Origin of the sequence: Halomonas sp. G15 (genome assembly GCF_021282295.1) — a bacterium.
In the GTDB taxonomy this organism is placed as follows: domain Bacteria; phylum Pseudomonadota; class Gammaproteobacteria; order Pseudomonadales; family Halomonadaceae; genus Halomonas; species Halomonas alimentaria.
The window spans coordinates 38257-62408 of the sequence record NZ_JAJSPA010000005.1 but is presented as its reverse complement, the minus strand read 5'-3'; the positions used below and the strand labels follow the sequence as shown (position 1 = coordinate 62408).

Below are 24152 nucleotides of genomic sequence, written 5' to 3'. Positions count from 1 at the left end.
CGATTAGTGACCTCCAATCAGGGTGGTGACACGCAGGTGGCGATCATCCGGGATCTCGGCCTGGGACATCACCACCAGATGACGCAGACGGCGTCTCAGGAAGCGTGATAACAAGGCCCTCAGATTATGCTGGACTACCAGCACCGGTGGCTCACCGCTGGACTCATGACGTTCCAGTGCCTGCTCGGCCTGGGTCATTAATGTTTCGGCCAGGCCGGGTTCGAGAGAGCCATTGCCATTCATGGCTTGGGTCAACACCTGCTCTAGCTGGCTATCGAGGCCTATGACGTTGAGCTGTTCCTGACCGCCAAACCACTGCTGTGTGATGGCGCGTCCCAGTGATATGCGCACCAGGGCAGTCAGTTCATTAGCATCCTGCTGCTGAGGGGCGTATTCGGCGAGGGTATCCAGGATGGTGCGCAGGTCGCGAATGGTGACTTCTTCCTCCAGAAGGTTCTGCAGGATGCGCTGGAATACCGTTAACGTGATGGCCTTGGGGATCACATCCTCAACAAGCGCCTTGTTCTCCTCGCCCAGCTTGTCGAGCAGCTTCTGTACTTCGCTGCGGCCCAGCATCTCGGCAGCGTGGCGTTGCATCAGGTGATTGAGGTGGGTGGCGATTACGGTGCTGGCATCGACTACGGTGTAGCCATAGACCTGAGCATGTTCTCGCTGATCGCTATCAACCCACACCGCCGGGAGGCCGAAGGCCGGTTCCTTGGTTGGGGTGCCTTTCAACTCGCCGGTCACCTGGCCAGGATCGATGGCCAGCCACTGGCCTGGGTAGGCGTCAGCATGACCAATTTCTGCTCCCTTAAGGCTCAATACATAGGTATTGGCACCAAGCTCCAGATTGTCACGAATGTGAACCACGGGGGGCAGGAAACCCATCTCCTGGGCGAACTTCTTGCGCACACTCTTGATGCGACCGAGAAGCTCGCCCTGCTGGCGGGAGTCGACCAGCGGTATCAGGCGGTGGCCGACTTCAAGTCCCAGGATGTCGACCAGCTGGACGTCTTCCCAGCTCGCCTCGGGGGCTTCTTGCACTGGCGCAGGTGCTTCGCTGATCTCTTGCTCGACTAGCTTGCGATCGCGTTCACGCAGGAGCCACCAGGCCAGGCCGCCCAGCAAGGCAGTAAAGATCAGGAATACCAGATTAGGCATTCCCGGAACCAGGCCGAGCAGGCCCATGACACCGGCGGCAAGAATCATTACCTGCGGGTTGACGAACAGCTGTCCGATCATCTGCTGGCCGACGTCCTGGTCGGTGGTCACGCGCGATACCGTGACGCCGGCGGCAGTGGAGATCACCAGGGCTGGTATCTGGGCCACCAGGCCATCGCCAATGGTCAACAGGACATAAGTCCGAGCGGCGTCACCGAAGGCCATGTCGTGTTGCAGCATGCCGATCAGCAGGCCGCCGATGATGTTGACGACCATGATCACCAGGCCGGCCATGGCGTCGCCACGCACAAACTTGCTGGCACCATCCATGGAGCCGTAGAAGTCTGCCTCTTGAGACACTTCGCTGCGGCGTTTCTTGGCATCTTCCTCGCCGATCAGGCCGGCGTTGAGGTCAGCATCGATGGCCATCTGCTTGCCGGGCATGGCGTCGAGCATGAAGCGGGCGCCCACCTCGGCGATACGGCCGGCACCCTTGGTGATGACCATGAAGTTGATGATCACGAGAATAAGGAAAACCACCAGGCCGACGGCGAAGTTGCCACCGACCAGGAACTGGCCGAAGGCCTCGATCACCTTGCCTGCCGAGTCACCCCCTGCATGGCCCTCCATCAGTACCACGCGGGTTGAGGCAACGTTCAGTGATAATCGCAGCAGGGTGGTGAACAGCAGCACTGCCGGGAAGGCTGCAAAATCCAGCGGTTTCTGAGTGAACATGCTTACCAGCAGTACCATGACTGCCAGCGCAATATTGAAGGTGAACAGCAGGTCCAGCACGAAGGGGGGCAGCGGCAGGATCATCATCGACAGGATCATGATGATCAGCACGGGGCCGGCGAGGACCTTCATCGGGACCTTTGACATCCAGTCACGCTGTCCCAGGTATTGGCTCCAGGCCTTCATTGGCGTTTCTCGTCGTTCTCGCCGCCGGATTCCGCGACATTCAGCTCATCGGGTATCGGCAGGTCGTGAGGTGTTGGGGGTGCCTCGCCACCTTCCTGATTGGCGCGCCGTAGGCCGAAGGCCCATGCCATGACTTCGGCCACGGCGGAGTAAAGTGTCATCGGAACTTCCTGGTCGAGATCCACATGGTGGTACAAGGCGCGTGCTAGCGGTGGGGCCTCAAGGAGGGGAACACGATGCTCGTCCCCCAGTTCACGAATCCGTGCAGCCACCGCATCGGCACCCTTGGCAACGACCCGGGGGGCCTGCATCCCCTGCTCGCGGTACTGCAGCGCCACAGCATAGTGAGTCGGGTTGGTGATTATCACGTCTGCCTCCGGTACTTTGCTCATCATCCTGCCCCGAGCCATGGCTTGCTGCTGCTGACGGATGCGTGCCTTGATCTGAGGATCCCCCTCGGACTCCTTATGCTCGCGTTTTACCTCGTCCTTGCTCATGCGCAGCTTCTTGGCATGACTCCAGATCTGGTAGGGCACGTCGATCAGAATCACCACCAGTAGAGTCAGTACCATCAAGCCACTGGCCTGAGCCGCCATCCACAGCGCCTGGGCGAGAGCTTGGCGCACAGGCTGGTCCATCAAGTCCATGAAGGTGCCGCGGTTCAGGTAGAGGAATGCGATACCCACGCTGCCCACTAATAGTGACTTGGCGATTGCCTTGGCCAGTTCCACCAAGGCCTGGACGCCAAAGATTCTCTTCAGACCCTTGAAGGGATTGAGCTTGCTTAGCTGTGGCTTGAGTGACTTGGCAGATATCAACCACCCCCCGAGAAGCGCCGGCGCGACGAGGGCGATCACTGTCAGTAACAGAAATAGCGGCAGCATGGCATACAGGGTACGGCTGCCGAGATCCAGCGCCTGGGCTAGCATAGGCGTGGTTTCCATGGCATGTCGGCGCTCGAACAGGAAGGCCTGCTCCATGACCAGGCCGAGCTGGCCGTAGAGCATCTCGCCCATGGTCCACAAACCCACGACACCACCGAGGAGCAGCATGAAGGTGGCCAACTCACGGGAACGAGCAACCTGGCCATCCTCGCGCGCCTTTTCCAGGCGTCGGGGTGTGGCCTCTTCGGTCTTTTCCTGATCGCTGTCCTGATCCGCCATGATGGTTTACCGGGCACTTGTCTGCACCCTGGTCATTGTGACGTCGGCGGGGAAGAGGTGATGCGTCAAAAAGGGCCGTTAATCGCAGTCTTATCCGCGAGGCACGGCCTAATCAGGGAAGTTGGGGGAGGGGGGCGTCAGCGTCAGAAGCCGAGCTGGTCGAGCAGATCGTCAACCTGGTCCTGGCCAGTCACGATATCCTCACTGTCGGGCTTGACTTGCGGGCCGTTGAGAAGGCCTTCTTCGCGTCGCCTGTCGTCCGTCTCCCACTGGCCGCTGGCTTTCTTCTGGAGGTCGTCACGTGCCTGGCCTTCAGGCACGTTGTCGATCAGTACCTGAACCAGCTGCTGCTCGATCTCGCGGATCACATCCATCATCTTCTTGATGACCTGGCCGGTCAGATCCTGAAAGTCTTGGGCCATCATGATTTCGAGCAGTTCTTTGTTGGTAGCCTGGGTTCTGTCCGGTACTGAGGCCAGGTACTGGCGTGTTTCGGTGACCAGGTCGCGTGCCTCGTCCAGCTCCTTGGGTTCGGCGAACCACTCGGCCCAGCGGCTATCCAGAGATTGGGCCTGTTCGCTTAGGGTATCCTGTAGCGGCTGCGCCCGGTCGATGGCATTGAGGGCGCGTTCTGCGGCCTGCTCGGTCATGGTGGCGACATAGCTCAGGCGGTCGCGAGCGTCCGGGATCGCCTCTGCCGCGCGTTCGATCTCCTTGTCGAGACCGAGCTCGCGCATGCTCTCGCGCAGCATTCGAGTCAGCTGGCCGATCCGCTGGACCAGGTCATCTCCGTGAGTCGCCTGGTTACCCTGGGGAACGTCGTTGCTCATGGTAAATCTCCTCGCCGAAGAGCCAGTGGCTCTCCGGTGTTATCACATACCAAGTTTTTCGAAGATCTTGTTGAGCTTCTCTTCCAGGGTGGCCGAAGTGAAGGGCTTCACCACGTAGCCATTGGCGCCGGCTTGGGCCGCTGCGATGATGTTCTCCTTCTTGGCCTCTGCAGTGACCATCAGTACTGGCAGATCCTTGAGGGCGTCGTCGGCGCGGATCTGCTTGAGCATCTCAAGGCCGTCGAGGTTGGGCATATTCCAGTCAGACACCACAAACTCGAAGCCGCCGGCCTTGAGCTTGTTGAGGGCGTCCTGGCCGTCCTCGGCCTCCTCGACGTTGGTGAAGCCCAGCTCCTTGAGCAGGCTGCGGACGATCCGGCGCATGGTCGGGAAGTCATCTACTACCAGGATGCTCATGTTCTTGTCTGCCATCGGGTTTCCTCATGTCGTGTCATGGCAAATGGCGCCGGCACGGCCGGCGTCGCTTAGAATTCTTCCCACTCGGCCTCGGCGGGCGTCTCCCGCCGAAGAGTGGATTGTGGCTTGTCGGGTGTGCCGGCGGCAGTCGCAATTCGCCCAGCCGTTGCGGAAGAGGCAGTTTTGGTAACGTCCTGTTCACGAGGCGCTGAACCAGCGGCCTTGGGGGCTGCGTCGTTAGCCAAACGAAATACCGCCACGGCCTTCTCCAGGCGACTGGCCTGATCTTCGAGGGAGGCAGCGGCGGCAGAGGCTTCCTGAACCAGAGAGGCATTCTGTTGGGTTACCTGGTCCATTTGTCCAACCGCCTGGCTCACTTGTTCGATGCCATCGCTCTGTTCCTGCGAAGCAGCAGAAATTTCATCCATGATGTCGGTAACGCGGCGAACGGCCGCAACGACTTCCTGCATGGTCTCGCCGGCCTGTTCTACCAGGGTGGAGCCTTGAGTTACCTGACTGACGGAATTCTCGATCAGCCCCTTGATCTCCTTGGCGGCATCGGCGCTGCGACTTGCCAACTGACGAACCTCACCGGCGACGACAGCAAAGCCTCGACCTTGCTCGCCGGCGCGAGCTGCCTCTACTGAGGCGTTGAGGGCCAGGATGTTGGTCTGGAACGCGATGGAGTCGATTACCCCTGTGATATCGGCAATCTTTTTCGAGCTGCCGGAGATGCCGTGCATGGTGCTGACAACCTGTTGAACGACATCGCCGCCACGCTCTGCGGTATTGGAGGCGTCAAGTGCCAGACCGCTTGCCTGGCGGGCGTTGTCGGCGTTCTGCTTCACCGTGGAGGTGATCTGTTCCATGCTCGAGGCAGTTTCTTCCAGGGACGCCGCCTGCTGCTCCGTGCGAGAGGAGAGGTCGGCGTTTCCGCTGGCGATCTCGCGCGTGCCCAGATGGATCGAGGCGCTGCTGTCACGAACGTCGCCGACGATGCGGATCAGGCTCTGCTGCATGTCGTGCATGGCGGCATACAGTTTGCCGATCTCGTTGCGGCTGAGCACCTTGATCTCTCGAGAAAGGTCGGCCTTGGCAATAGTCTCCAGCGTTTCCACCGCCTGGTTGAGAGGGCGAATCAAAACACCGCGAAGGCCCAGGTAGATCAGTACCACCATAAGAGCAATTGTCACGAGCACAGCGAGTGCCAGTTTTTCGTAGAAGCTGGTGACGCTGGCGTAGTCAGCCTGCAGTTCGTTGCCTCGCTCATCTGCATAGCGCACAAATTCCGTTAATGCGGCTTCCTGCGCCTCGGCTGGGCCGGCCATCTGCTCACGAAGAACATTGAAGCCGGTGGAGTTCATTTGATCCAACGCTTGATGCTGCTGGCGTGCCAGGTCGAGTACGGCGGCGAAGGTCGACTCCACGCGGGCCCCCAGCTCCTCCCCGGCTTCGGTTCGTGGCACCGCGCTGAAGGCCTCGAAGCGATCTTCGGCGCGCTCCATCTGGTCAACAGCGGAAACCAGTCGCGCGTCTGCCTCACCTCGGCGCCCCATCATGGAATGATTAGATGCTGTCTCGAGGTCCACGAGTGCGCCACTTAGCAGTGCATCGGCGCGGTTGATCTCGTTGAGCTGATTGATATTGATCTGTTCCAGCGTGTCCATGGTCTCGTTAGCCTGCTTGCTGGCCAGGAAGCCCATGGCAGCAACGCCCGTGATGGCTGCTATAAAGCATGCCAGCACTGTGATCATGGCAGCATGGATGCTGATGTTGCGCAGGAGTCGTGTCATGCCGAGCTTCCTTCTTAGTGTTGTGTTGTCGGAACTGCCGTGGCTATCGACGTTAAACACGCTGGGCGCGGCCGGATGCGGTGACCAGGGAGAGAAGTCGCGGGGCGATCTCCTCAAGAGACAGCACTTCGGCGGCGCCACCCAAGGCGATGGCCTCTCGCGGCATGCCGAAGACCACGCAACTTGCTTCATCCTGGGCGATGGTTGGAGCGCCGGCCTGGCGCATCTCCACCAGGCCCGCGGCACCGTCCTTACCCATACCTGTCAGCAGCACGCCGATGGCATTACGGCCGGCCTGGGTGGCAGCAGAGTGGAAGAGGACATCCACGGAAGGGCGGTGGCGGTTGACTGGCGGACCCTCGTCCAGGCGTGCCACATAGTTGGCCCCGCTACGGGCGAGCTTTAGGTGGGCGTCCCCCGGAGCGATGTAAGCGTGGCCGGGAAGGATGCGCTCGCCGTCGCTCGCTTCCTTAACACGAATCTGACACAGACGATCGAGGCGTTCGGCGAAGGAGCGGGTGAAGCCGCCGGGCATGTGCTGGGTGATCAGGATGGCAGGGCTATTGGCTGGCAACGGCTCTAGCACACGACGAATTGCCTCAGTGCCGCCGGTGGAGGCTCCGATGATGATCAGCTTCTCACTGGAGATAAGCGGCGCCTTGAGACGTTCGGGCGGTGGTTCGTTGCGCCGCCGCGCACGATGAGGACGCGAGCGAGCCGCCGCTCGAATCTTCTCGGCGATCTCATTGGCATACTCCAGCATGCCGCTGCGGATACCCAAGGAAGGCTTGGCGACGAAATCCAGAGCACCGAGCTCCAGGGCGCGTAGGGTCACTTCCGAACCGGCCTGAGTCAGCGAGGAAACCATCAGGACCGGCATGGGCCGCAAGCGCATCAAGCGCTCGAGGAAATCCAACCCGTCCATGCGAGGCATCTCGACATCGAGTGTCAGCACATCGGGATTGTGACGCTTGATCAGATCGCGGGCCGCGATGGGGTCGGGCGCCACGGCCACGACTTCCATGTCGGGCTGGCTGTTGATGATCTCTGTGAGCAGGTCGCGTATCAGCGCCGAATCATCGACACACAGCACCTTGATTCTACTGGCGCTCAAGTGGTCTCTCCTGTGGTTCTGGCAGCGCAGGCTGTCCGGTCAGGGCATGTTCTGTGATATCGGCGGCCGGAGAGAGAACTTTAGTGAAGGTGCGGGCTATGGCTTGCGGATGTAGACAGTCTGGCCGCGTAGACGAAAGCGGTCGGTGATATAGGAGAAGTTTTCGGAATGGCCTGCGAACAACAAACCGTCAGGCTTGAGCAGAGGCGCAAAGCGCTCAAGGATGCGGGTTTGGGTCGCCTTGTCGAAATAGATCATGATGTTGCGACAGAAGATGGCATCGAACGGGCCCTGTACCGGCCAACTAGGGGCGAGCAAATTCAGTGGCTGGAAGTCGACCATTGATGCCACTTCGGGACGGACGCGAGCCAACCCCTGATGAGGGCCGCGCCCACGCTGAAAGAAACGCTTGATGCGCGACTCTTCCAGCTTGCTCACCTGTTCCAGCGGATACACACCGGCCCTGGCCTTGGTTAACGCGTCGGTATCGATATCGGTGGCAACGACCTCTGCACGCTGGGGTGCTTGCTGGCCCAGGGCTTCCATCAGGGTCATGGCGATGGAGTAGGGCTCCTCACCGGTCGATGCGGCAGCACTCCAGACGCGGATGCGCCCTGGCCGGCTACGGACGTGGTCGGCCAGCAGAGGGAAGTGGTGCGCCTCACGAAAAAAGGCGGTGAGGTTGGTGGTCAAGGCATTGGTGAAGGCTTCCCATTCCTTGGCATCAGGCTGTCGCTCTAGGCGAGCCAGGTAGTCACCGAAGCGTGTCAGCCCATAGTGGCGCAACCGCTTGGCGAGACGGCTGTAAACCATCTCGCGCTTGTGCTCGGCCAGCACGATGCCGGCGCGCTGGTAGATGAGCTGGCGGATTCTCGTGAAGTCCGTATCCGTCAGCTCTAGGTCGCGCTCCAGCTTGCTGTCCGACCAGCCGGATCCTGGGTTCGACATGCTGGCACCCTCCCTGGGTACATTCAAAACTCTTCCCACTCCTCTACGTTTTCTGTCGTCGTCTGTGGCTTGACGCTAGGGCTAGGGGCATCATCGCGTTGCGGCGACTTCATCTCGGTGGCCCGGGATGCTCTGGTGGCAACCGCTTGTTTGCGTTCTCGCTTCGGTGCCTGTTCCATACCACTACCCTGCAGCCGGAACGCCGCTACGGCGTTGGTCAGCATCTCGGCCTGCTGCTCCAGCTCCCCAGCGGCCCGTGCCGAGCTCTGGACCCGCGAGGCGTTCTGCTGGGTTACCTGGTCCATCTCCGTCACTGCCGAGTTGATCTGGGCGATCCCGTTGCTCTGCTCTTCAGAAGCAGCAGTGATCTCGCCGAGGATATCGTTGACCCGGGTGGAGGCATCCATGACTTTCGAGATTGCAGCTTCCGCCTGATGAATCAGGGTGGCGCCGCTATCGATCTGACGTGCGGAGCCGTCGATCAGATTGCGAATCTCACTGGCAGCATCGGCGGAGCGACTGGCCAGGTTGCGCACTTCCTGAGCCACCACGGCAAATCCGCGCCCCTGTTCCCCCGCCCGAGCTGCCTCGACAGAGGCGTTGAGGGCCAGGATATTGGTCTGGAAGGCGATGGAGTCGATGACGTCGATGATTTCGGTCATCTTGCGTGAGCCCGCGGTGATTTCATCCATGGTCGACACCGCACGCTGCATCAGCTCGCCGGATGCCCGTGACTCGTTGGCGTTCTCCTCGGCCAGGCCACTGGCCTGGCGCGCGTTGTCGGAGTTGTGCTGAACCGTAGTGGTCATTTCCTCCATGCTGGAGGCTGTCTGTTGCAGTGAAGCCGCCTGCTGCTCGGTGCGTGCCGAGAGGTCTTCGTTACCACGGGCAATGTCCCGGGCCGCCGGAGTGACGATGCCAATACCGCCGTTGACGTCGTTGACGATGCTGCCCAGGCTCTTTCGCATGATATCCAGCGCATCAACCAGCTGACCCAGCTCGTCGCGACGGCGGGCAGGGGCATCTGCTGCCAGGTTGCCTGAAGCGATCTGCAAGGTGAAGGCACGCGACTCGCGAACGGGTCGGATGACTGCACGCAGCGTCATGCCGCCAATGGTGACGAGCAATAGCAGTCCCGCACCCAGCAGGGCGGCCAGGGCGATCAGCATCTTCCTCTGCCCCTCGCGTGCCTGCTGGGCGAGTGTGCCGGCGGAATCCTGCTTGCTGGCGATCATGGCGTTGACGCTGTCCGCCAGTGCCTCGCCCTCACCCTGCATCGTCTCGATGTGTTCCGGCATGTTGGTGAAGATGTCGAAGTTCTCTTCACTCTGCAGCAGGCTGATCGCGTGGCCGATCCCCTCCTGGCGGTAGGCGCTGAGCTCGGCATTGAAGCTGTCGGCGATGCCGCCCTGGTTGGTCTCCCGCTCGCGGAAGGCCGACCACAGGCGGTCGAGTTCGCTCTCGATGCTGGCCAGTTGTTCGGCGTATCCTGCTTTCTGGTCAACGAGCTCGAAGCGGTCACTGCGGGAAAGTAGCTGGTGCGCCTGAGTGGTCAGCTGGTCGATCTGCTGCAGACGTGCGACATCCTGTAAACCGTCGCGATCCAGGGTACGCAGCCGTTCTCCCGATGTTTGGAGGCCGTAAAGGCCCAGTGCACCGCTGGCGACAAGAAGCACTCCGGCCACCAAGACCATGGAGACGATACGAGCACGCAGGCTGGTCAGACTGGCGCCTGCAAACCAGCCGGCCAGGCCTCGGCGCTTGAGCTGACCCTTGTCCAACGTGAGCCCGCGACCTTTCCCGTCACGAATTCGAGCATAAGCAGCTTCAGCACGCTCGACATCCTCGCGTGAAGGCTTGACGCGCACAGATGCATAGCCCTTTACCTCTTCCCCTTCGACGATAGGGGAGACGTTGGCCTCGACCCAGTAATGGTCACCGTTCTTGCGCCGGTTCTTGACCAACCCCTTCCAGCTCTCGCCGGCCTTCAGCGTATCCCACAGATTCTGGTAGGCCACTTCGGGCATGTCCGGGTGGCGTACGATGTTGTGTGGGGCCCCCAGAAGCTCATCGTGATCGAAGCCGCTAACCTCGACAAATGCCGGGTTGGCGTAGGTAATACGCCCCTTGAGATCGGTGCGTGAAATAAGGAAGTGGTCGTCGTGAAGCAGATATTCCTGCTGAGTGACTGGCTGGTTGTTTCGCATGGTGTTCCCCTGCAGCGGCGTACGTCGATATCGTTGTTGTTTAGTGGGGTGGCTCGAGTGTCTAGAACGACTCCCAGTCGCCGTCGCTCCGGGTCGTCCGGGCCGTGTCGGCGGGAGGTGTCTCTTGTGTACGACGTGTCATCAAGGCTGGCATCCAGCGCGATAAGTCGTCGTTATCATTGACCGGCTGGTAGTCTCCGGCAGCACCCGAGGTCTCGAGTTGAAACCGGTTAACGGCGGCTTTGAGGCGGCTGGCCTCGGCCTCCAACTGGTTCGCGGCACTGGCGGCCTGTTGGACTAGATCAGCGTTCTGCTGAGTGACTTGGTCCATCTGGGTGACGGCATCGTTGACCTGGCCAATGCCGCTGCTCTGTTCATTCGAGGCAGAGGCGATTTCGTCCATGATGTCGCTGACACGCTGTACCGCCGCCACAATCTCGCCCATGGTCTTGCCTGCCTGGTCGGCGCGGGATGTGCCGCGATCGACCTGGCTTACCGATGTCTCGATCAGGCCACGGATCTCGCGTGCAGCATCACCGGACCGGCTGGCCAAGTGCCCCACCTCTTGAGCTACCACGGCGAAGCCCTTGCCGTGTTCGCCGGCGCGAGCCGCCTCCACGGAAGCGTTCAACGCCAGGATGTTGGTCTGGAAGGCGATACTGTCGATGGTCCCGATGATCTCGGCGACACGATGGGAGCTCTTGCTGATATCGTGCATGGTGCTGACAACGTCGTTGACCACCTCCCCCCCTTGCTGGGCTGTCCTTGAGGCCTCCGCGGCCAACTGGCTGGCTTGGCCGGCATTGTCGGCGTTCTGCGTCACGGTGGAGGAGAGCTGCTCCATGCTCGAGGCGGTTTCCTGCAATGAGGAAGCTTGCTGTTCGGTGCGGGCCGAGAGGTCATTGTTGCCGTGCGCGATGCTCTGGGTTCCCTGATAGATGGCGTTGCTGCTGTCACGCACTGTCGAGACGGTATCGGCCAGGCCGTGTTGCATGGCCGCCATGGAGGCGTAGAGTCGGCCAATCTCGTTATTGCCGCGCTCAGGGATATGCTGTGCCAGGTTGCCCTGTTGCATTGCCTCGAAGTAGCCAACCAATTTGCCGAGCGGACGGATGACATTGACCGTCACCCCCCAGAGCACCACCGCCACGGTGCCGGCAGCGATCACCAGGCCAGCAATCATCATCCACTCAAGCACCTCGACCAGGTTGAGAAAGCCGCTGTAGAGGCTGGCACCACTCTGCTCGGCGTCGACGAAGAAGGTGACCGCGTCGTCGTAGAAAGTCTCGGTAAGTCTTTCGACCTCGGGGACGAGCGCCTGAAATTGCTCGGCATCCCCGGCCGACAGCGCCTGCTGCTGTGGCCTCAGGCCATCACTCATCAGGCGGGCGAAGCTCACCTGTAGTTCATCGATCATGTCCGCCCGGTCGCCGGTTCCTGGCAGTGCCAGGAACTCCTGGAAGGTAGCTTCAACCTTCGTCAGATTGCCCTGCAGCTCCACGGCCTGGCGTTGAATTGCCTCGCTATCCTGTGGCCCATCGCTGTCCAGCAGGCGTGCTTGTAGGTCACGCAGTGCAACCTGCGTGAACAGCATCTGAGTATTGGTGCGATTGAGCGAGGACTGCTGGTCCACGTTGACCTGGTTGAGTGTCTCCAGTGCGGCCTCACTGTGGCGAGCGGCATACAGCCCAAGGCCGCCCAGCGCGATGATCAGTGCGGAGAACACTGCTAACACCAGGCTCCAGCTGAGGCGCACCGTCATGTTGTCGAGTAGTTTCACGTTATCGTCCCTGAGCGGTCAGGTGGTGGTGGCGGATTCGCGCGGTGTGACCCTGTGTTCAGCGGTGCTGGATACCTGGGCACCATGGGCCGGAGGTGTTTGGTCATCCCGCTCGGACCGGGCCTGACGCGCACTCAGGTGAAAGTGAGCTACCTGATCACGTAGGTGCTGGGTCTGTATGCTCAGTCGCTGCGATGCCTGAGAGTGCTCCTCCACCAGCCCAGAGTTTTGCTGGGTCATCTGGTCCATCTGGGTCACTGCCAGGTTAACCTGCTCGATACCGTGGGTTTGCTCCTCTGAGGCAGCCGAGATCTCGCCGATCAAGGTGGTCAGCTGTTGGATATCGCGCACAATGCCGGTAATGATCTCTCCGCTCTCCTGCACGAGGCGGGTGCCTTCGGTCACCTTGGCGTCCGAACCGTCGATAAGTGTCTTGATCTCGCCGGCGGCCTCGGAGCTACGACTGGCCAGCTTGCGCACTTCCTCCGCGACCACGGCAAACCCTCGGCCATGCTCTCCGGCTCGAGCGGCCTCCACCGAAGCATTGAGCGCCAGGATGTTGGTCTGGAAGGCAATGGCGTCGATGGTGTCGATGATGGTCGACATCTGAGTCGCACTATCATTGATCTCGCTCATCGAAGCGGCGACCCGGTCCATGGCGTCGTGACCGCGTTCCGCGTTGTCGGCAGTTTCGTGCGCCAATGTACTGGCCTTGCCTGCATGGTCGGCATTCTGACGTACGGTGGCGGTGAGCTGCTCCATGCTCGAGGCAGTCTCGGCCAGGGATGCGGCTTGTTGCTCGGTGCGGGTGGCCAGCTCGTCGTTGCCAGCGCTGATCTCCTCGACTACGCCATTGACCTCATCGGTGCTGCGGTGGATATGCCCAATGGTATTCTCCAGATTGCTTCGCATGAGCTCGATGTCGAACAGCAGGCTCGCCTGGTCTCCCTTGCGGAGTCTGACAGGCCGGTCGAGGTTACCTTGAGCAATGTGACTAACCACTTCGGCCGCATAGGCGGGGTCGCCACCCAGGCGGCGGGTAACGCTACGGATGACGAGGCCCATCAGTAGCGTCAGAGGGATACCCACTCCAAGGAGAGCCAGCAAGCTGCGGGTCAGGCGATCAACGAAGGCGGCATCGATATCATTGATATACACCCCAGTGCCGACATACCAGCCCCAGGGTTCGAACACTGTGTTGAGCGACGACTTTTCTGCCAGGGCATCCTCTTCTGAGGCGTGTGCCCAGAGGTAATCGACGACACCATCGTCGCTGTTCACGTCCTCGACGAACTCACGAAACAGGTAGCGGCCTTCTTCGTTCTGGAAATCACGGACGGAGGTGCCGACGGGCAGGCGAGGGTGGGCGAGTAGCTCATAATCGCCGTTGAAGATGTAGACATAGCCGCGGCCCTCGTCATAGGTCATCTCGCGGACTGCGCTGGCGGCGCGAGTCCGGGCCTCCTCCAGCGATAAGTCGCCGGATTCGGCTTGCCGGGCGTGGTCGCGGACAACGTTCAATGCCATGTCGACATAGTCACCCAGCGCGTTCCGCCGCTCTTCAAGCATTGTCTGGCGGTTCTCCCAGGCGCCCCAGGCCATGAGGCAAATCATGCCGATCCAGATGATGCCCAGCGATCCCCACAGTTTCTTTGTCGTTGTCAGTTGTCGCATGCTTGTTCCATCCCCGCCTTACTCGCTGGCTTGTTCCACGAGGGCCATTTCGTCACTGGTCAGAAGCTTGTCGATATCCACCAGCACCAGCATCCGGTCCTCCAGGCTACCCAGCCCGCTGAGGAAGTCTGAAGAGAGGGTCACGCCAAACTCTGGGGCCGGCTTGATCTGCTCTGGAGTCAGGGTCATGACGTCGGAGACACCGTCGACCACGATGCCAACGACGCGGTCGGCGACATTGACCACGATCACCACTGTCTGACCGCCATACTCGACCTTGTCGAGATGGAACTTGATGCGCAGGTCGACGATGGGCACGATCACCCCCCGTAGGTTGGTGACCCCCTTGATGAAGTCCGGCGCGTTGGCGATGCGAGTGACGTTCTCGTAACCGCGTATCTCCTGCACCTTGAGGATATCGATGGCGTATTCTTCCTCGCCGAGCGAGAACACCAGAAACTCGCGGCTCTGAGCTTCCAGAGTGGCCGCATCGAGGCTGGGGTTGGTGAGACTGCTCATGAGACTTCTCCTTCGGTTTGGAGACGACGCTCCAGGTCGTGATGAGGACGTTGCTGATGCCGCGCCTCTTTCTTGGCGCGGTTAAGACGGTGCAGGTCCGCGATGTCGAGGATCAGGGCAACGCTGCCGTCGCCCAGGATGGTGGCGGCGGAGACGCCTGGCACCTTGCGGTAGTTGGTCTCGAGGTTCTTGACTACCACTTGTTGCTGTCCGACCAGGTCATCCACCAGCAGGGCATAACGACGCCCCTCACCCTGAACGATGACGGCGATGGTGTCATTGAGCTCGGTCTTGGCATTGGCCACGTCCAGCGCTTCGTGCACGGCGACGACAGGTAGGTATTCGTCGCGCACCTTGAGCACCACGTCGTCACCAGCCATGGGGTAGAGGTTGTCTCTGGAGGGCTGCAGTGATTCGAGGACGGTGGAGAGCGGCAGAATAAATACCTCGTTGCCGACCTTGATCGACATGCCGTCGAGGATGGCAAGCGTCAGTGGGAGCACGATACGGATGGTGGTGCCCTTGCCTCTGGCCGACATGATCTGGACCTGTCCGCCCATGCCCTGGATATTGCGCTTGACTACATCCATGCCCACGCCGCGGCCGGATACGTCGGTAACTTCCTTGGCAGTGGAGAAGCCTGGCGCAAAGATCAGCTGCCATACCTCGTCGTCACTCATGCTTTCCGATACAGGCAAGCCGCTTTCCTGAGCCTTGGCCAGGAGCTTGTCACGGTCGAGGCCGGCGCCGTCGTCACTCACCTCGATGATGATGTTGCCGCCTTGATGTCGGGCAGACAGTGTCAACTTGCCCGAACGCGGCTTGCCGTTGGCCTCGCGCACTTCTGGTAGCTCGATGCCGTGGTCGAGGCTGTTCCGGACAAGGTGGGTCAGGGGATCGATGATGCGCTCGGTTAGGCTCTTGTCCAGTTCGGTGGACTCGCCTTCGGTAACCAGCTCAATCTCCTTGCCAAGCTTGCTCGAGGTCTCACGTACCACACGGGGGAAGCGGCTGAAAACGAAGTCCATGGGAATCATGCGCACTGACATGACGGCTTCTTGCAGGTCACGGGCATTGCGCTGTAACAGGCTCATACCGTTGAGCAGGCTGGAGTTACTCATGCCGTCCATCTCGCTGACGGTCTGGTCGAGCATCGACTGGGTGATGATCAGTTCACCGACAAGGTTGATGATCTGGTCGACCTTATCCACCGACACACGGATTGAGCTGGATTCGCTTGCCTTGGCCTTTTTCGGCTTGGGCTCGCTGGAACTGGGCTTGCCGACCTTGGATGCATCCGCCGTGGTATTTCCGCCATCGGACCTGGCCGTTGTGGTAGCGGCCTGGGAGGGTGGTTTGGCGGACTCGCCGGGCATGCTGCTATCAGGATCGGATGTTTCAGCGACATCGCCGCCTGATGCCGGCGTGGAGGGCGGAACAATAGCTTCCTCGCTCTCATCGACGCGAATGTGCACCTGCTCGGGTTCGGTGATGAAGCACATTACCGCTTCGATATCGTCACGGCTCACTGCCGTGATCAAGGTGACCTCATAGCACTGCTGGTTGCCATCCTGGGCCTGTATCTCCCCTAGCTGCTCCATCTCTTCGACCAGTAACGCACGGTCCTTGTCACTGACATCGAGAAGCGCCACTACCAGCCGCTGCTCACCGTCTGCCTTTGCCGCGCTTTCAGTGGGGGTGTTGCTCCCCCCAGTGTCTGGCTGTGTGGTGTTATCCGGGGGGGGCTCCGATGCACGACTTGGTGCTGGCACGTCCTCGGCACCCTCGAGCCCCTTGCCGATCTCCTCCAGAGCGAGTTGCTGGAGGGTCTGACAGATGCGGGCGAAGGCCTCCTGATTTGGCTCCTCGTCGTTGCGGTAGGCGTCGAGCTGGTCGTGCAGCATATCCTTGGTTTCCAGGAAGGTGTCGATGATGTCTCGGCGCAGCGTCATCTCACCGCGGCGGGCATGGTCGAGCAGGTTCTCGAACAGGTGGGTGGTTTTCTGCAGGACATCGAAGCCGAAGGTGCCAGCGCCGCCTTTGATGGAGTGGGCCGCGCGGAAAATGGCATTGAGCTGTTCGGCATCTGGTTCGTCGATATCCAGTTCGAGGAGGTGACGCTCCATGTCGGCGAGAAGCTCTTCCGCCTCCTCGAAAAATGTGTCATAGAAATCAGTGATATCCATGCGCTTACCCCTGCCCTGAAAATGTGATGCCCAGTGCGGGCCTTAGTCCGTGCCGAGGGCCCCCCGAAGGCTCTCGGTAAAGCGTTCCACGGGAGCCGTATCCACCTGTGGCATGCGTCGGCCAAGTGGCGATGGCGCTCCTGCTCCGTTGAGAGTGCCCGGTCGACGAATTCGCTGAGCGACTTCATCGAAAAGCACCAGTAGCTCAATGCGACGATTGATCGGGTCGCTGGCATCGGTTTCCGGCATCGTCACCCTGTCTGCGAAGCCGGAGACACGCAGCAGCTTGTTCGGATCCAATCCGCCGGCGACCAGTTCGCGCCGTGAGGCATTGGCGCGGTCACTGGAGAGCTCCCAGTTGCTGTAACCGCGATAACCCGTCAGGTATGCGAGGTTGTCGGTATGGCCACTGATGCTGAGATCGTTTTCGAGCTCATTAAGCAGCGGTGCGATGGTTTGCAGCAGATCGCGCATGTAGGGGGCAATCTGGTTGCTGCCGAGGTCGAACATGGGACGTTGGTCGGTATCCAGAAGCTGAATGCGCAATCCCTCGGGTGTCATCTCGAACCGCAGTTGCTGCCGCAGCTGGCGAAGGTCAGGGTCGGCGTTGATGGCTGTCTCGATGCGCTGCTGGAGGTCGCGAAATGCGCGCCGCTGAGCGTCGCTGGGCCGGGTCTGCTGCCTGAGATCAATACGCGCTCTCTCCCCCTCCGCATGTGTGGGATCCGGGCCGCCGCCAGGAATGACATTTTCGCTCTGGGCCTGGCCGTCGCCACCAGTGATCGCCGTAACTAGGGGAGTGCGGAAGTACTCGCCCACGGCCTCGCGCTCGTTTGGTGTTGACTGTGACAGGATCCACATCACCAGGAAGAGCGCCATCAGTGCGGTCATGAAGTCTGCCAGGGCAATCTTCCAGCTGCCGCCGTGGTGCTGATGTACTACTTTCTTACGGCGGATGATGATGGGGCGACGGTCGTTGCTCATGCGCCCCCTTCACTCGCTTTGGGGTTGCGCACATACTCTTCCAGTTCGGTGAAACCGGGGCGCTCTTCACTGTGTAGTGCCTTGCGACCGAACTCCACTGCAAGCTGCGGTGCATAACCGTGAAGGCTGGCCATCAACGTGACCCGCATGCACTGAAGCACCTTCTCGACTTCTTTTGCCTGACGCTCCACTCGGCTTGCCAGCGGGTTGACGAAGCCGTAGCCGGCGAGGATGCCCAGGAAGGTGCCAACCAGAGCGTGTGCAATCATCTGGCCCATCTGGTCGGGAGCCGCATCGGCCGCGCTCAGCGCCTTCACCACGCCCATCACGGCGGCGACGATGCCAAAGGCCGGCATGGCGTCGCCCACCTTGGCGATAGCGTCGACAGGGATATGTGCTTCCTGCTCGAAGGCTTCGATCTCATGGAGCATCAGTTCATCGATTTCCATGGGCTCCATGGTCCCGCTGACCATCAAGCGCAGGTAGTCGGTAAGAAAGGCCATGATGGTGGGATCGTCCAGGATCCGTGGGTGTTCGTTGAACAGGGCGCTGTCCTGTGGGTTATCAATGTCGCGCTCGATGCCCAGCATTCCGTCGCGACGGATCTTGACCAGCATCTTGTACTGAACCGCCATCAGCTCCATGTACAAGGACTTGTCGTAGCGCTTGGAGCGGCGCAGACGGCCGAAAATGCGAAAGGTGGCCTTGATAGCCTTGCCATTGTTGGCAGCGATAAAGGCGCCGATACCGGCGCCGCCGATCATCAGGAACTCCGTTGGCTGAAAAAGCGGTCCGAGATGACCGCCCGCCAGCGCGAAGCCTCCGAATACGGAAAGCAGTACCACAAGGTAACCGATGGGTATCAGCACAGCCGCTATCCCTTAACCGAATCGTGGGTTGAAGTTCTTTCCCAGTTATCGGCGAGGCGGTGGCAGACTTGAGGGAGGGGGCGAAAAGAAACGCCCCGGGAGGTTGGCTCTCGGGGCGTATCGGGTTCAGGCGAGACGTCGTGGCCGTACTGTTTCCAGCTGCCTGCCATCGGCCTCGTGCATGTCGGATTCGCGCCGACGCCGTGTTTTGCCGGCTCGGGAAGGAGGCTGGCAGATGCCGCATACGTAATCGTGCGTGGGGCTGTGGGCGTGCGCCACAAAATGTCCTGAGCAGCGAGTGCAGGTAGAAAGCTGCAGCAGGTCGCTCTCGAAGAAGCGAATCAGCGTCCAGGCACGAGTCAACCCGAGTACGGCCTCGGCGTTGTCGCTGTCGATCTGCTCTGAATAGAGGCGGTAGGCCTTGATGAAGGCGGTCATGCGCTCGCAGCCCTGGTCCTCTCTGAGGCGGCTGTAAATGTTGTAGAACAGCGACGAGTGGATGTTGGGCATCCAGGTGATGAACCAATCGGTAGAGAAGGGCAGCATCCCCTTGGGAGGGGACATTCCGCGAATCTCCTTGAACAGCCTCACCAGGCGCGCTCGACTCAGGTCGGTCTCTGTCTCCAGTACCTGCAGTCTCGCGCCGAGCTCGATCAGGTCGATCGCCAGTTGCACCTGCTTCAACTCTTTCAGAAGGCTCTTGTCAGACATGGCTCTCACCTGACAGGTCTGCATTTTTCGTTGCAGCCATCAGCAGTGACGCATGCAGCGAACCAAGGCCCTGCTCACGCGGGTTTTCAGTTACCTGCCGCAATTTTTCGGAACTGTCCAGGCTGAAGTGGCAAAGCAGCTGGTTGGTGCGAGACAGGCGAGTGAGTTGTCGGGCGTTTAGCCCTTCAATCAGGTCGGCAATCTCGTCATTGAGCTTCAGGCGAAATATGGCTTCATCGCGATCTGCACCTAGCAGGCGCTGGGCGAGCAGAAGGTAGGCTAGGTTTAGCTCCTGAATCTCTTCGCAGAGTGAGTTGGTAGTCATGATTCCCTGTCGACATATTGATTCTAGCCGTCCAGCGGCCGGATGATTTTTTAGTGCCGCGGGTCGAGCTAGCGGCATGTCGTGCGAGCCATTGTCATCGCCAATCGTGGCGATGCAATCTACCTAAAGAGGTAAGAGGATGGTTGAAGGGCAGGGGGGAGTGGTGATGACGATCAAAAGGCGAAAGGAATCAAACGTTTAATGTGTCGCAGGGAGTCGCTAATCATAATTAGACAATTACAATTCTTTACACTACTGGCGAGGTGGCACATCCGCATCGTTGGGTGCGCGCTCGTATACCCACACCAGGAGCTCAGCGATGACTTGATAAAGGCGTGGCGGGATCTGGTCGTCCAGGTCGAGTTGCATCAACAGTCCCACCAACTCCGGGGCGTCGTGGACATGGATGCCCTGCCGCCTTGCCTCGGCAATGATGCGTTCCGCCAGCTCCCCATAACCCTGGGCGATGACGCGTGGGGCATCGTCGCTGCCCTGGTAGGCCAGAGCTACCGCCTGGCGGCGATGTTGGTTGGGATCATGAGACGTCATCGCGAGGCTCCGTCGTCAGACGAGACAGTGTAACGCCTACATCCTCAAAGCCATGGCCACTCAGGCGGGCCTTGAGAGGGGCGAGCCCTTCCCGCAGGCGTTCCAGGGTGTCGCCATCGGCGATCTGCATATCAATCTCGAGCTGTGCGGCCTGCATCCATACCGAGGCCTTGATGCGTCCGGCACCTTGGACATCGAGGTCGATGTCGGAACGCCAGGTCCGCTGCGAATCCTCTCCTGCTGATTCATCCTGCGCTCCTTCCCTCGATTCCTGCTGCCCGTCGGGTGGCTGAATCAGCAATGCCATAAACAAGCCGCTCCAGACATCACCTTCCAAGCGAAGCGCCGGAGTCACGAGCATTTCAAGCTGGTGGCGGACGATCCCCTGCAGGCTCTCGTGAACGGGGTCCGGCAAGGCAGCGGGCGCCTGTCGCAGCGTCAGAGGCTCGCTGCCAGTCCCACTAGGTGTTTGTACAGTTTCTGCTGCCTGAGTGCCAGGAGAGGGCGTGGCTGTAACCAAAGCAGGAGCATTGGTAAAAGAAGGTGTCGGAGGGGCGGGTGTCGTGGCGGTGTGTGAAGAGGATGAACGAATAGGCTGATGAGCGGCACCCGAGTTATGTGTGCGAGCATCGGGCGGCAGCAGAAGTCTCTGCTCCTGCAGGCCGCCAGCGCCAGGTGACATGGCGGGCGAGAAGCGAAGCACACGCCACATCTGAGGCTCTCGCTCCAGCTGTTGCCGTGGTAGCTCGCCCTTGTACCAACGGTTCAGGTGGGACTCATAAAACAAGCCACTGTCACGAACACTGCCTTCCAGCCGCGAGGCCACATGAGTAGGGTCGGGTGCCTGGCCTGCTGGCACCAGTGGAGTTTTCGTCGTCAGGATTGAGGGTGGTGCAGGGAAGCGCATCAGCAGGTCAGCGATGGTGCGGCCGGCGCTACTCAAGTGCGTCTGGGACGAGGCCGGCGGCGCACCCCCTTGACGGGGATGCGGCGTCGAACTATCCGTGACGTTCGTCGCGGTACGGGTAGTGTTCTGAGTTTGTGTACTGCCGGTGCGAGCATCCAGCCTTGAGTCGCTGTGCAGGGCGCGCGGAGCATCAGCCGGGGAGGTTGGCTTGACCGGCTGGTTCAGGTCCTGGGGAGGCGGGGTGTCGACGCGCTTCCCTAGTACCTGATGGAGGAGTGTGTCCAGCAGCGGTGTGATTCCGCTCACGTCAGGCTCTTATTGTCCGGCGACAGGCTAGAAGTGTGTTTACCCAGTTTGACACCGTAGGCGCGGCTGAGGTTTCGTTGACGGCGAGACGTGTCGATTAGCTCCCCCAGCTCGTCTCGCCTCGCCATCAGGCGATCCCGCACGTGAAGGTTGTTCTCGAGGATCTGCTCGATCAATTCTGCCTTGCGCCGTTGATGTGCCTCCGTGAGCGGCACCGTTGCGTCCAACCGTTTAAGCTGCTCAGTCTGTAGTACGTAGTCCGCTTCGTAGGAGACCAGAGTCTCCCATTCCTGCTGGCTGGTAGCCTCCAGCATGCGGCGAGTTTGTTGCAGCAGGGTCTCGTAACCGGCCACCACATCCTTGGACGAAAAGTCGTTGGAGGTCATTGAGTTCAGCCTTGAGCAGCAGTAGGTCCGCCGATCTCTTTCCAGGCGCTGGCAATATCTTCGAGGATTGCTTCCGCTTGGTTGAGGCTCTCGACATCGTTACGCAGATTGGCTGCCAGCAGCAGGCGCGTTGTGTAGTCGTAAAGAGATGCCAGTCGCTCGGCGATCTCACCGCCTTTTTCGGCATCCAAGGCGGCTAACAGGCCGTTATTGATGATATCCATAGCCTTGGAGATCGCCTTGCCTTTCTCGGCAGTATTGCCAGCCTCAAGATGGATGCGGGCCGTGCGGATCGCGGCGATGGCGCCATCGAACAGCATGACGATCAGCTGGTGGGGGCTGGCAGACATGACGCCACTCTCGACGCCGACTCGTGCGTAGGCACTAGCACCGCGCCCGTACGCGGCGGCTCCTCGCATAGCTGACATGGTGTTGTCGCTCCTGTTCGGTTATGGCCGCAAGGGGCCAGGGCGAATATCGTGATGTGGCCAATTTGGGCGAAGTGTGCCAGATGTTGCCAAGTGCAGTGGATCGAACAACATCAAGCTACGTCATTATTTCGGTCTATCGGCATCGAGCGGTCGGACTTTAACGCGGCCGTTACCCACAGCAGATTTTAAGTGGAAACGGGAATCTCGTGGACGATCTTCCCCAGGTGTCTCGATACGTCCCCCTGCATGACCTCGCCAAGGGCTTGACCGGGCGGCTCGGTCTTCTGGGTCAACTGAATACGGTCGGGGCGCCCTTGGCTGTCGAGCCCCTGTACCCAGCCCATATCGCCTGACGCGAACATCACTAGCGAGCCAACGGGGTATAGGCCGAAGCGCTTGATGTAGCGTTTGACCCACCGCTGGTCGAAGCTGTCCGGCTGGGACAGGAGGTGGCGATAGATCTCGTCGATCCGGTGGGCGGGGCGATCCGGTCGGTCACGTCGCATGGCCTCTATGACATCGACAACTGCCGCGGCTCGCGCCAGTTCATGAAGCTCGTTGCTCTGCAGGTTGCGCGGGTAGCCGCTGCCGTCAAGGCGTTCATTGATGTTTTCGACGACCGAGGCGAGCACTCCGCGCGATAACCAGTGGCAGTGTGTCGTGCGCTCTAGCAGCAGAGGCACATGCTGCTGCAGGCGCGCGTACTGGTCAGAATCGAGCGCTTCGGCTTCGAGCAGTTCGACAGGGAGTAGCGCCTTGCCGAGGTCGTGGATCATGGCGCAGGCAATCATGGCCTTGCAGAGGTCCCGGGGTATTCCATCAAGACCTGCCAGGTTCAGCAATTGCACGGCGACAGCCAGAGAGTGGCGTACCAGCCGTGGCTCGTATGGGAGACAGCGTGTAGCGAACAGGAGAGCGCTGCGGTCTTCGTCGTGAAGCTGAAGGAGTCGGTCAGCGTGGCGAGAGAGTTGTACCGAGTCGATAATGCCGCCTTGCTGAAGTTCCAGCATCTGAGCGTCCAGGTAGCCGGCGATACGAGCTAGCCGCTTGGCCATTGGCGTGGCGTACGCCTGAGTGTTGCGCCGCCCGATGCCAGGAGGGGCAGTGGTGCTGGCTTGGAACAGTAGCGACGGCAGCCGGGATGCCTCCCCTCCCTCGTCATAACGGGCGGCTTCTCGCTCGATCTCTCGTACCAGATGCCAGAGCTGGCGCTCCTGGTCCGGGCTCCCCCCCTTGAACTGGAAGCCGACTTGCAGGCTCTGACGCTCGGTGTCGACTTTCTGGTGGCGTGATTCGGCACGTGCCAGAAACCGCGTGCCATCGGGAAAGCAGAGCTCCACCTCGAGTGGCTGGCCGGCCTCTGCCAGCATCCCGCCTGCGGTCAGTGGCAATTCGAGCTGACAGCCTTCCAGTGAAAGGTCCTTGAGATCGCCCTGGGCAGAGTGGCCATGGTCATCACGCAGTATTCCACCGACTTCCATTCCCAGGCGTAGGCGTGCTCTAAACGAAGAGCGCCGCTGCAGCTCTTCCAGGTGCAGTGGATAGTCACTGACGCACAGCAGGCGGCCGTCTTCCTCCCTACAGGACTGAGCGGTAATGGCTGGGGTTCGAAGCATCTTGCCCTGGACTTGCCCCAGAATCCGAAATGGATGTTCCTGGCGAAGCGTGATGGCGAGTTCACGGAAGGCGCTGATGTCCAGGGTCAGGGATTCACCGGGTATCTGGTCTATCAGAAGCACTGGATCCGGCTTACCACCAGCGTCCAGCAGCTGCAGGGAGGCGCCGCCCGGCTCCATTAGCGCATCCAGCAGCGATTCTACCTCGTTGGGGCGCTCGATCCGGGTATAGCCATCATCGGTTTGCGACATCCTTGCCTCGTGCTGGTCATCGTATTGATCTCGCTAGGTTATCGGCCGTGTTAACAAAGTCTTTAGTGTTGTGATATCTGTGCGACAGCAGACTCAAGTC

General features: G+C 60.4%; 21 protein-coding genes. All 21 read right to left on the bottom strand.

Going from position 1 to position 24152, the window contains the following annotated elements; all coding sequences use genetic code 11:
- Positions 1 to 3: 3 nt before the first annotated feature.
- Positions 4 to 2085 (bottom strand): flagellar biosynthesis protein FlhA, encoded by a 2082-nt coding sequence (flhA, locus tag LWH48_RS04250; protein WP_232911459.1) that lies wholly within the window; start codon positions 2083 to 2085, stop codon positions 4 to 6.
- Positions 2082 to 3248, bottom strand: coding sequence for a flagellar biosynthesis protein FlhB (gene flhB / locus LWH48_RS04245; RefSeq protein WP_232911457.1), 1167 nt, complete (start codon positions 3246 to 3248; stop codon positions 2082 to 2084). Before flhB ends, flhA begins: the two co-directional genes overlap by 4 nt.
- A gap of 143 nt (positions 3249 to 3391) precedes the next feature.
- Positions 3392 to 4078 (bottom strand): protein phosphatase CheZ, encoded by a 687-nt coding sequence (gene cheZ, locus LWH48_RS04240; protein ID WP_232911456.1) that lies wholly within the window; start codon positions 4076 to 4078, stop codon positions 3392 to 3394.
- 42 nt (positions 4079 to 4120) lie between these two features.
- Positions 4121 to 4510, bottom strand: a complete 390-nt coding sequence (gene cheY, locus LWH48_RS04235; protein WP_089677136.1) for a chemotaxis response regulator CheY — start codon at positions 4508 to 4510, stop codon at positions 4121 to 4123.
- Between the two features lie 53 nt (positions 4511 to 4563).
- Positions 4564 to 6288, bottom strand: coding sequence for a methyl-accepting chemotaxis protein (locus LWH48_RS04230; RefSeq protein ID WP_232911454.1), 1725 nt, complete (start codon positions 6286 to 6288; stop codon positions 4564 to 4566).
- Positions 6289 to 6340: 52 nt separating this feature from the next.
- Positions 6341 to 7402: a protein-glutamate methylesterase/protein-glutamine glutaminase gene (locus tag LWH48_RS04225; RefSeq protein ID WP_232911453.1), complete on the bottom strand. Its 1062-nt coding sequence runs from the start codon at positions 7400 to 7402 to the stop codon at positions 6341 to 6343.
- 96 nt (positions 7403 to 7498) lie between these two features.
- Entirely contained in the window at positions 7499 to 8350 is an 852-nt protein-coding gene (gene cheR, locus LWH48_RS04220; RefSeq protein ID WP_232911451.1) for a protein-glutamate O-methyltransferase CheR, read from the bottom strand.
- 23 nt (positions 8351 to 8373) lie between these two features.
- Positions 8374 to 10557 carry a methyl-accepting chemotaxis protein gene (locus tag LWH48_RS04215; RefSeq protein ID WP_232911450.1) on the bottom strand — a complete coding sequence of 728 codons (2184 nt, stop codon included), beginning with the start codon at positions 10555 to 10557 and terminating at the stop codon, positions 8374 to 8376.
- A gap of 61 nt (positions 10558 to 10618) precedes the next feature.
- Complete coding sequence (locus LWH48_RS04210) at positions 10619 to 12337, bottom strand: methyl-accepting chemotaxis protein (RefSeq protein ID WP_232911449.1); 1719 nt, start codon at positions 12335 to 12337, stop codon at positions 10619 to 10621.
- 18 nt (positions 12338 to 12355) lie between these two features.
- Positions 12356 to 14011 carry a methyl-accepting chemotaxis protein gene (locus LWH48_RS04205; protein WP_232911448.1) on the bottom strand — a complete coding sequence of 552 codons (1656 nt, stop codon included), beginning with the start codon at positions 14009 to 14011 and terminating at the stop codon, positions 12356 to 12358.
- 18 nt (positions 14012 to 14029) lie between these two features.
- Entirely contained in the window at positions 14030 to 14530 is a 501-nt protein-coding gene (locus LWH48_RS04200; RefSeq protein WP_232911447.1) for a chemotaxis protein CheW, read from the bottom strand.
- A complete protein-coding gene (cheA, locus tag LWH48_RS04195; RefSeq protein ID WP_232911446.1) occupies positions 14527 to 16716 on the bottom strand; it encodes a chemotaxis protein CheA in 2190 nt (729 codons plus the stop codon). The genes LWH48_RS04200 and cheA overlap by 4 nt, the downstream gene beginning before the upstream one ends.
- A 42-nt stretch (positions 16717 to 16758) precedes the next feature.
- A complete protein-coding gene (gene motB / locus LWH48_RS04190) occupies positions 16759 to 17700 on the bottom strand; it encodes a flagellar motor protein MotB (RefSeq protein WP_232911445.1) in 942 nt (313 codons plus the stop codon).
- Complete coding sequence (gene motA, locus LWH48_RS04185) at positions 17697 to 18569, bottom strand: flagellar motor stator protein MotA (RefSeq protein WP_232911444.1); 873 nt, start codon at positions 18567 to 18569, stop codon at positions 17697 to 17699. The genes motB and motA overlap by 4 nt, the downstream gene beginning before the upstream one ends.
- 126 nt (positions 18570 to 18695) lie before the next feature.
- Positions 18696 to 19280 (bottom strand): flagellar transcriptional regulator FlhC, encoded by a 585-nt coding sequence (gene flhC / locus LWH48_RS04180; RefSeq protein ID WP_232911442.1) that lies wholly within the window; start codon positions 19278 to 19280, stop codon positions 18696 to 18698.
- Entirely contained in the window at positions 19273 to 19605 is a 333-nt protein-coding gene (gene flhD / locus LWH48_RS04175; RefSeq protein ID WP_232911441.1) for a flagellar transcriptional regulator FlhD, read from the bottom strand. Before flhD ends, flhC begins: the two co-directional genes overlap by 8 nt.
- A gap of 252 nt (positions 19606 to 19857) precedes the next feature.
- Positions 19858 to 20154 carry an EscU/YscU/HrcU family type III secretion system export apparatus switch protein gene (locus tag LWH48_RS04170; RefSeq protein ID WP_232911440.1) on the bottom strand — a complete coding sequence of 99 codons (297 nt, stop codon included), beginning with the start codon at positions 20152 to 20154 and terminating at the stop codon, positions 19858 to 19860.
- Positions 20141 to 20569: a flagellar hook-length control protein FliK gene (gene fliK, locus LWH48_RS04165; protein ID WP_232911439.1), complete on the bottom strand. Its 429-nt coding sequence runs from the start codon at positions 20567 to 20569 to the stop codon at positions 20141 to 20143. Before fliK ends, LWH48_RS04170 begins: the two co-directional genes overlap by 14 nt.
- A gap of 794 nt (positions 20570 to 21363) precedes the next feature.
- A complete protein-coding gene (locus tag LWH48_RS04160) occupies positions 21364 to 21753 on the bottom strand; it encodes a flagellar protein FliT (RefSeq protein WP_232911437.1) in 390 nt (129 codons plus the stop codon).
- A gap of 5 nt (positions 21754 to 21758) precedes the next feature.
- The gene (gene fliS / locus LWH48_RS04155) at positions 21759 to 22181 is read right to left on the bottom strand and encodes a flagellar export chaperone FliS (RefSeq protein ID WP_232911435.1); all 423 of its coding nucleotides are present in this window, start codon (positions 22179 to 22181) and stop codon (positions 21759 to 21761) included.
- A gap of 188 nt (positions 22182 to 22369) precedes the next feature.
- Positions 22370 to 24052 carry an HD domain-containing phosphohydrolase gene (locus tag LWH48_RS04150; protein ID WP_232911434.1) on the bottom strand — a complete coding sequence of 561 codons (1683 nt, stop codon included), beginning with the start codon at positions 24050 to 24052 and terminating at the stop codon, positions 22370 to 22372.
- Between the last annotated feature and the right edge of the window lie 100 nt (positions 24053 to 24152).

Bases quoted from the DNA above. Each gene is read 5' to 3' on its own strand.
- flhA (WP_232911459.1), bottom strand. From the start codon at position 2,085: ATGAAGGCCTGGAGCCAATACCTGGGACAGCGTGACTGGATGTCAAAG.
- flhB (WP_232911457.1), bottom strand. From the start codon at position 3,248: ATGGCGGATCAGGACAGCGATCAGGAAAAGACCGAAGAGGCCACACCC.
- cheZ (WP_232911456.1), bottom strand. From the start codon at position 4,078: ATGAGCAACGACGTTCCCCAGGGTAACCAGGCGACTCACGGAGATGAC.
- cheY (WP_089677136.1), bottom strand. From the start codon at position 4,510: ATGGCAGACAAGAACATGAGCATCCTGGTAGTAGATGACTTCCCGACC.
- LWH48_RS04230 (WP_232911454.1), bottom strand. From the start codon at position 6,288: ATGACACGACTCCTGCGCAACATCAGCATCCATGCTGCCATGATCACA.
- cheR (WP_232911451.1), bottom strand. From the start codon at position 8,350: ATGTCGAACCCAGGATCCGGCTGGTCGGACAGCAAGCTGGAGCGCGAC.
- LWH48_RS04215 (WP_232911450.1), bottom strand. From the start codon at position 10,557: ATGCGAAACAACCAGCCAGTCACTCAGCAGGAATATCTGCTTCACGAC.
- LWH48_RS04205 (WP_232911448.1), bottom strand. From the start codon at position 14,011: ATGCGACAACTGACAACGACAAAGAAACTGTGGGGATCGCTGGGCATC.
- LWH48_RS04200 (WP_232911447.1), bottom strand. From the start codon at position 14,530: ATGAGCAGTCTCACCAACCCCAGCCTCGATGCGGCCACTCTGGAAGCT.
- cheA (WP_232911446.1), bottom strand. From the start codon at position 16,716: ATGGATATCACTGATTTCTATGACACATTTTTCGAGGAGGCGGAAGAG.
- motB (WP_232911445.1), bottom strand. From the start codon at position 17,700: ATGAGCAACGACCGTCGCCCCATCATCATCCGCCGTAAGAAAGTAGTA.
- flhC (WP_232911442.1), bottom strand. From the start codon at position 19,280: ATGTCTGACAAGAGCCTTCTGAAAGAGTTGAAGCAGGTGCAACTGGCG.
- flhD (WP_232911441.1), bottom strand. From the start codon at position 19,605: ATGACTACCAACTCACTCTGCGAAGAGATTCAGGAGCTAAACCTAGCC.
- LWH48_RS04170 (WP_232911440.1), bottom strand. From the start codon at position 20,154: ATGACGTCTCATGATCCCAACCAACATCGCCGCCAGGCGGTAGCTCTG.
- LWH48_RS04160 (WP_232911437.1), bottom strand. From the start codon at position 21,753: ATGACCTCCAACGACTTTTCGTCCAAGGATGTGGTGGCCGGTTACGAG.
- fliS (WP_232911435.1), bottom strand. From the start codon at position 22,181: ATGTCAGCTATGCGAGGAGCCGCCGCGTACGGGCGCGGTGCTAGTGCC.
- LWH48_RS04150 (WP_232911434.1), bottom strand. From the start codon at position 24,052: ATGTCGCAAACCGATGATGGCTATACCCGGATCGAGCGCCCCAACGAG.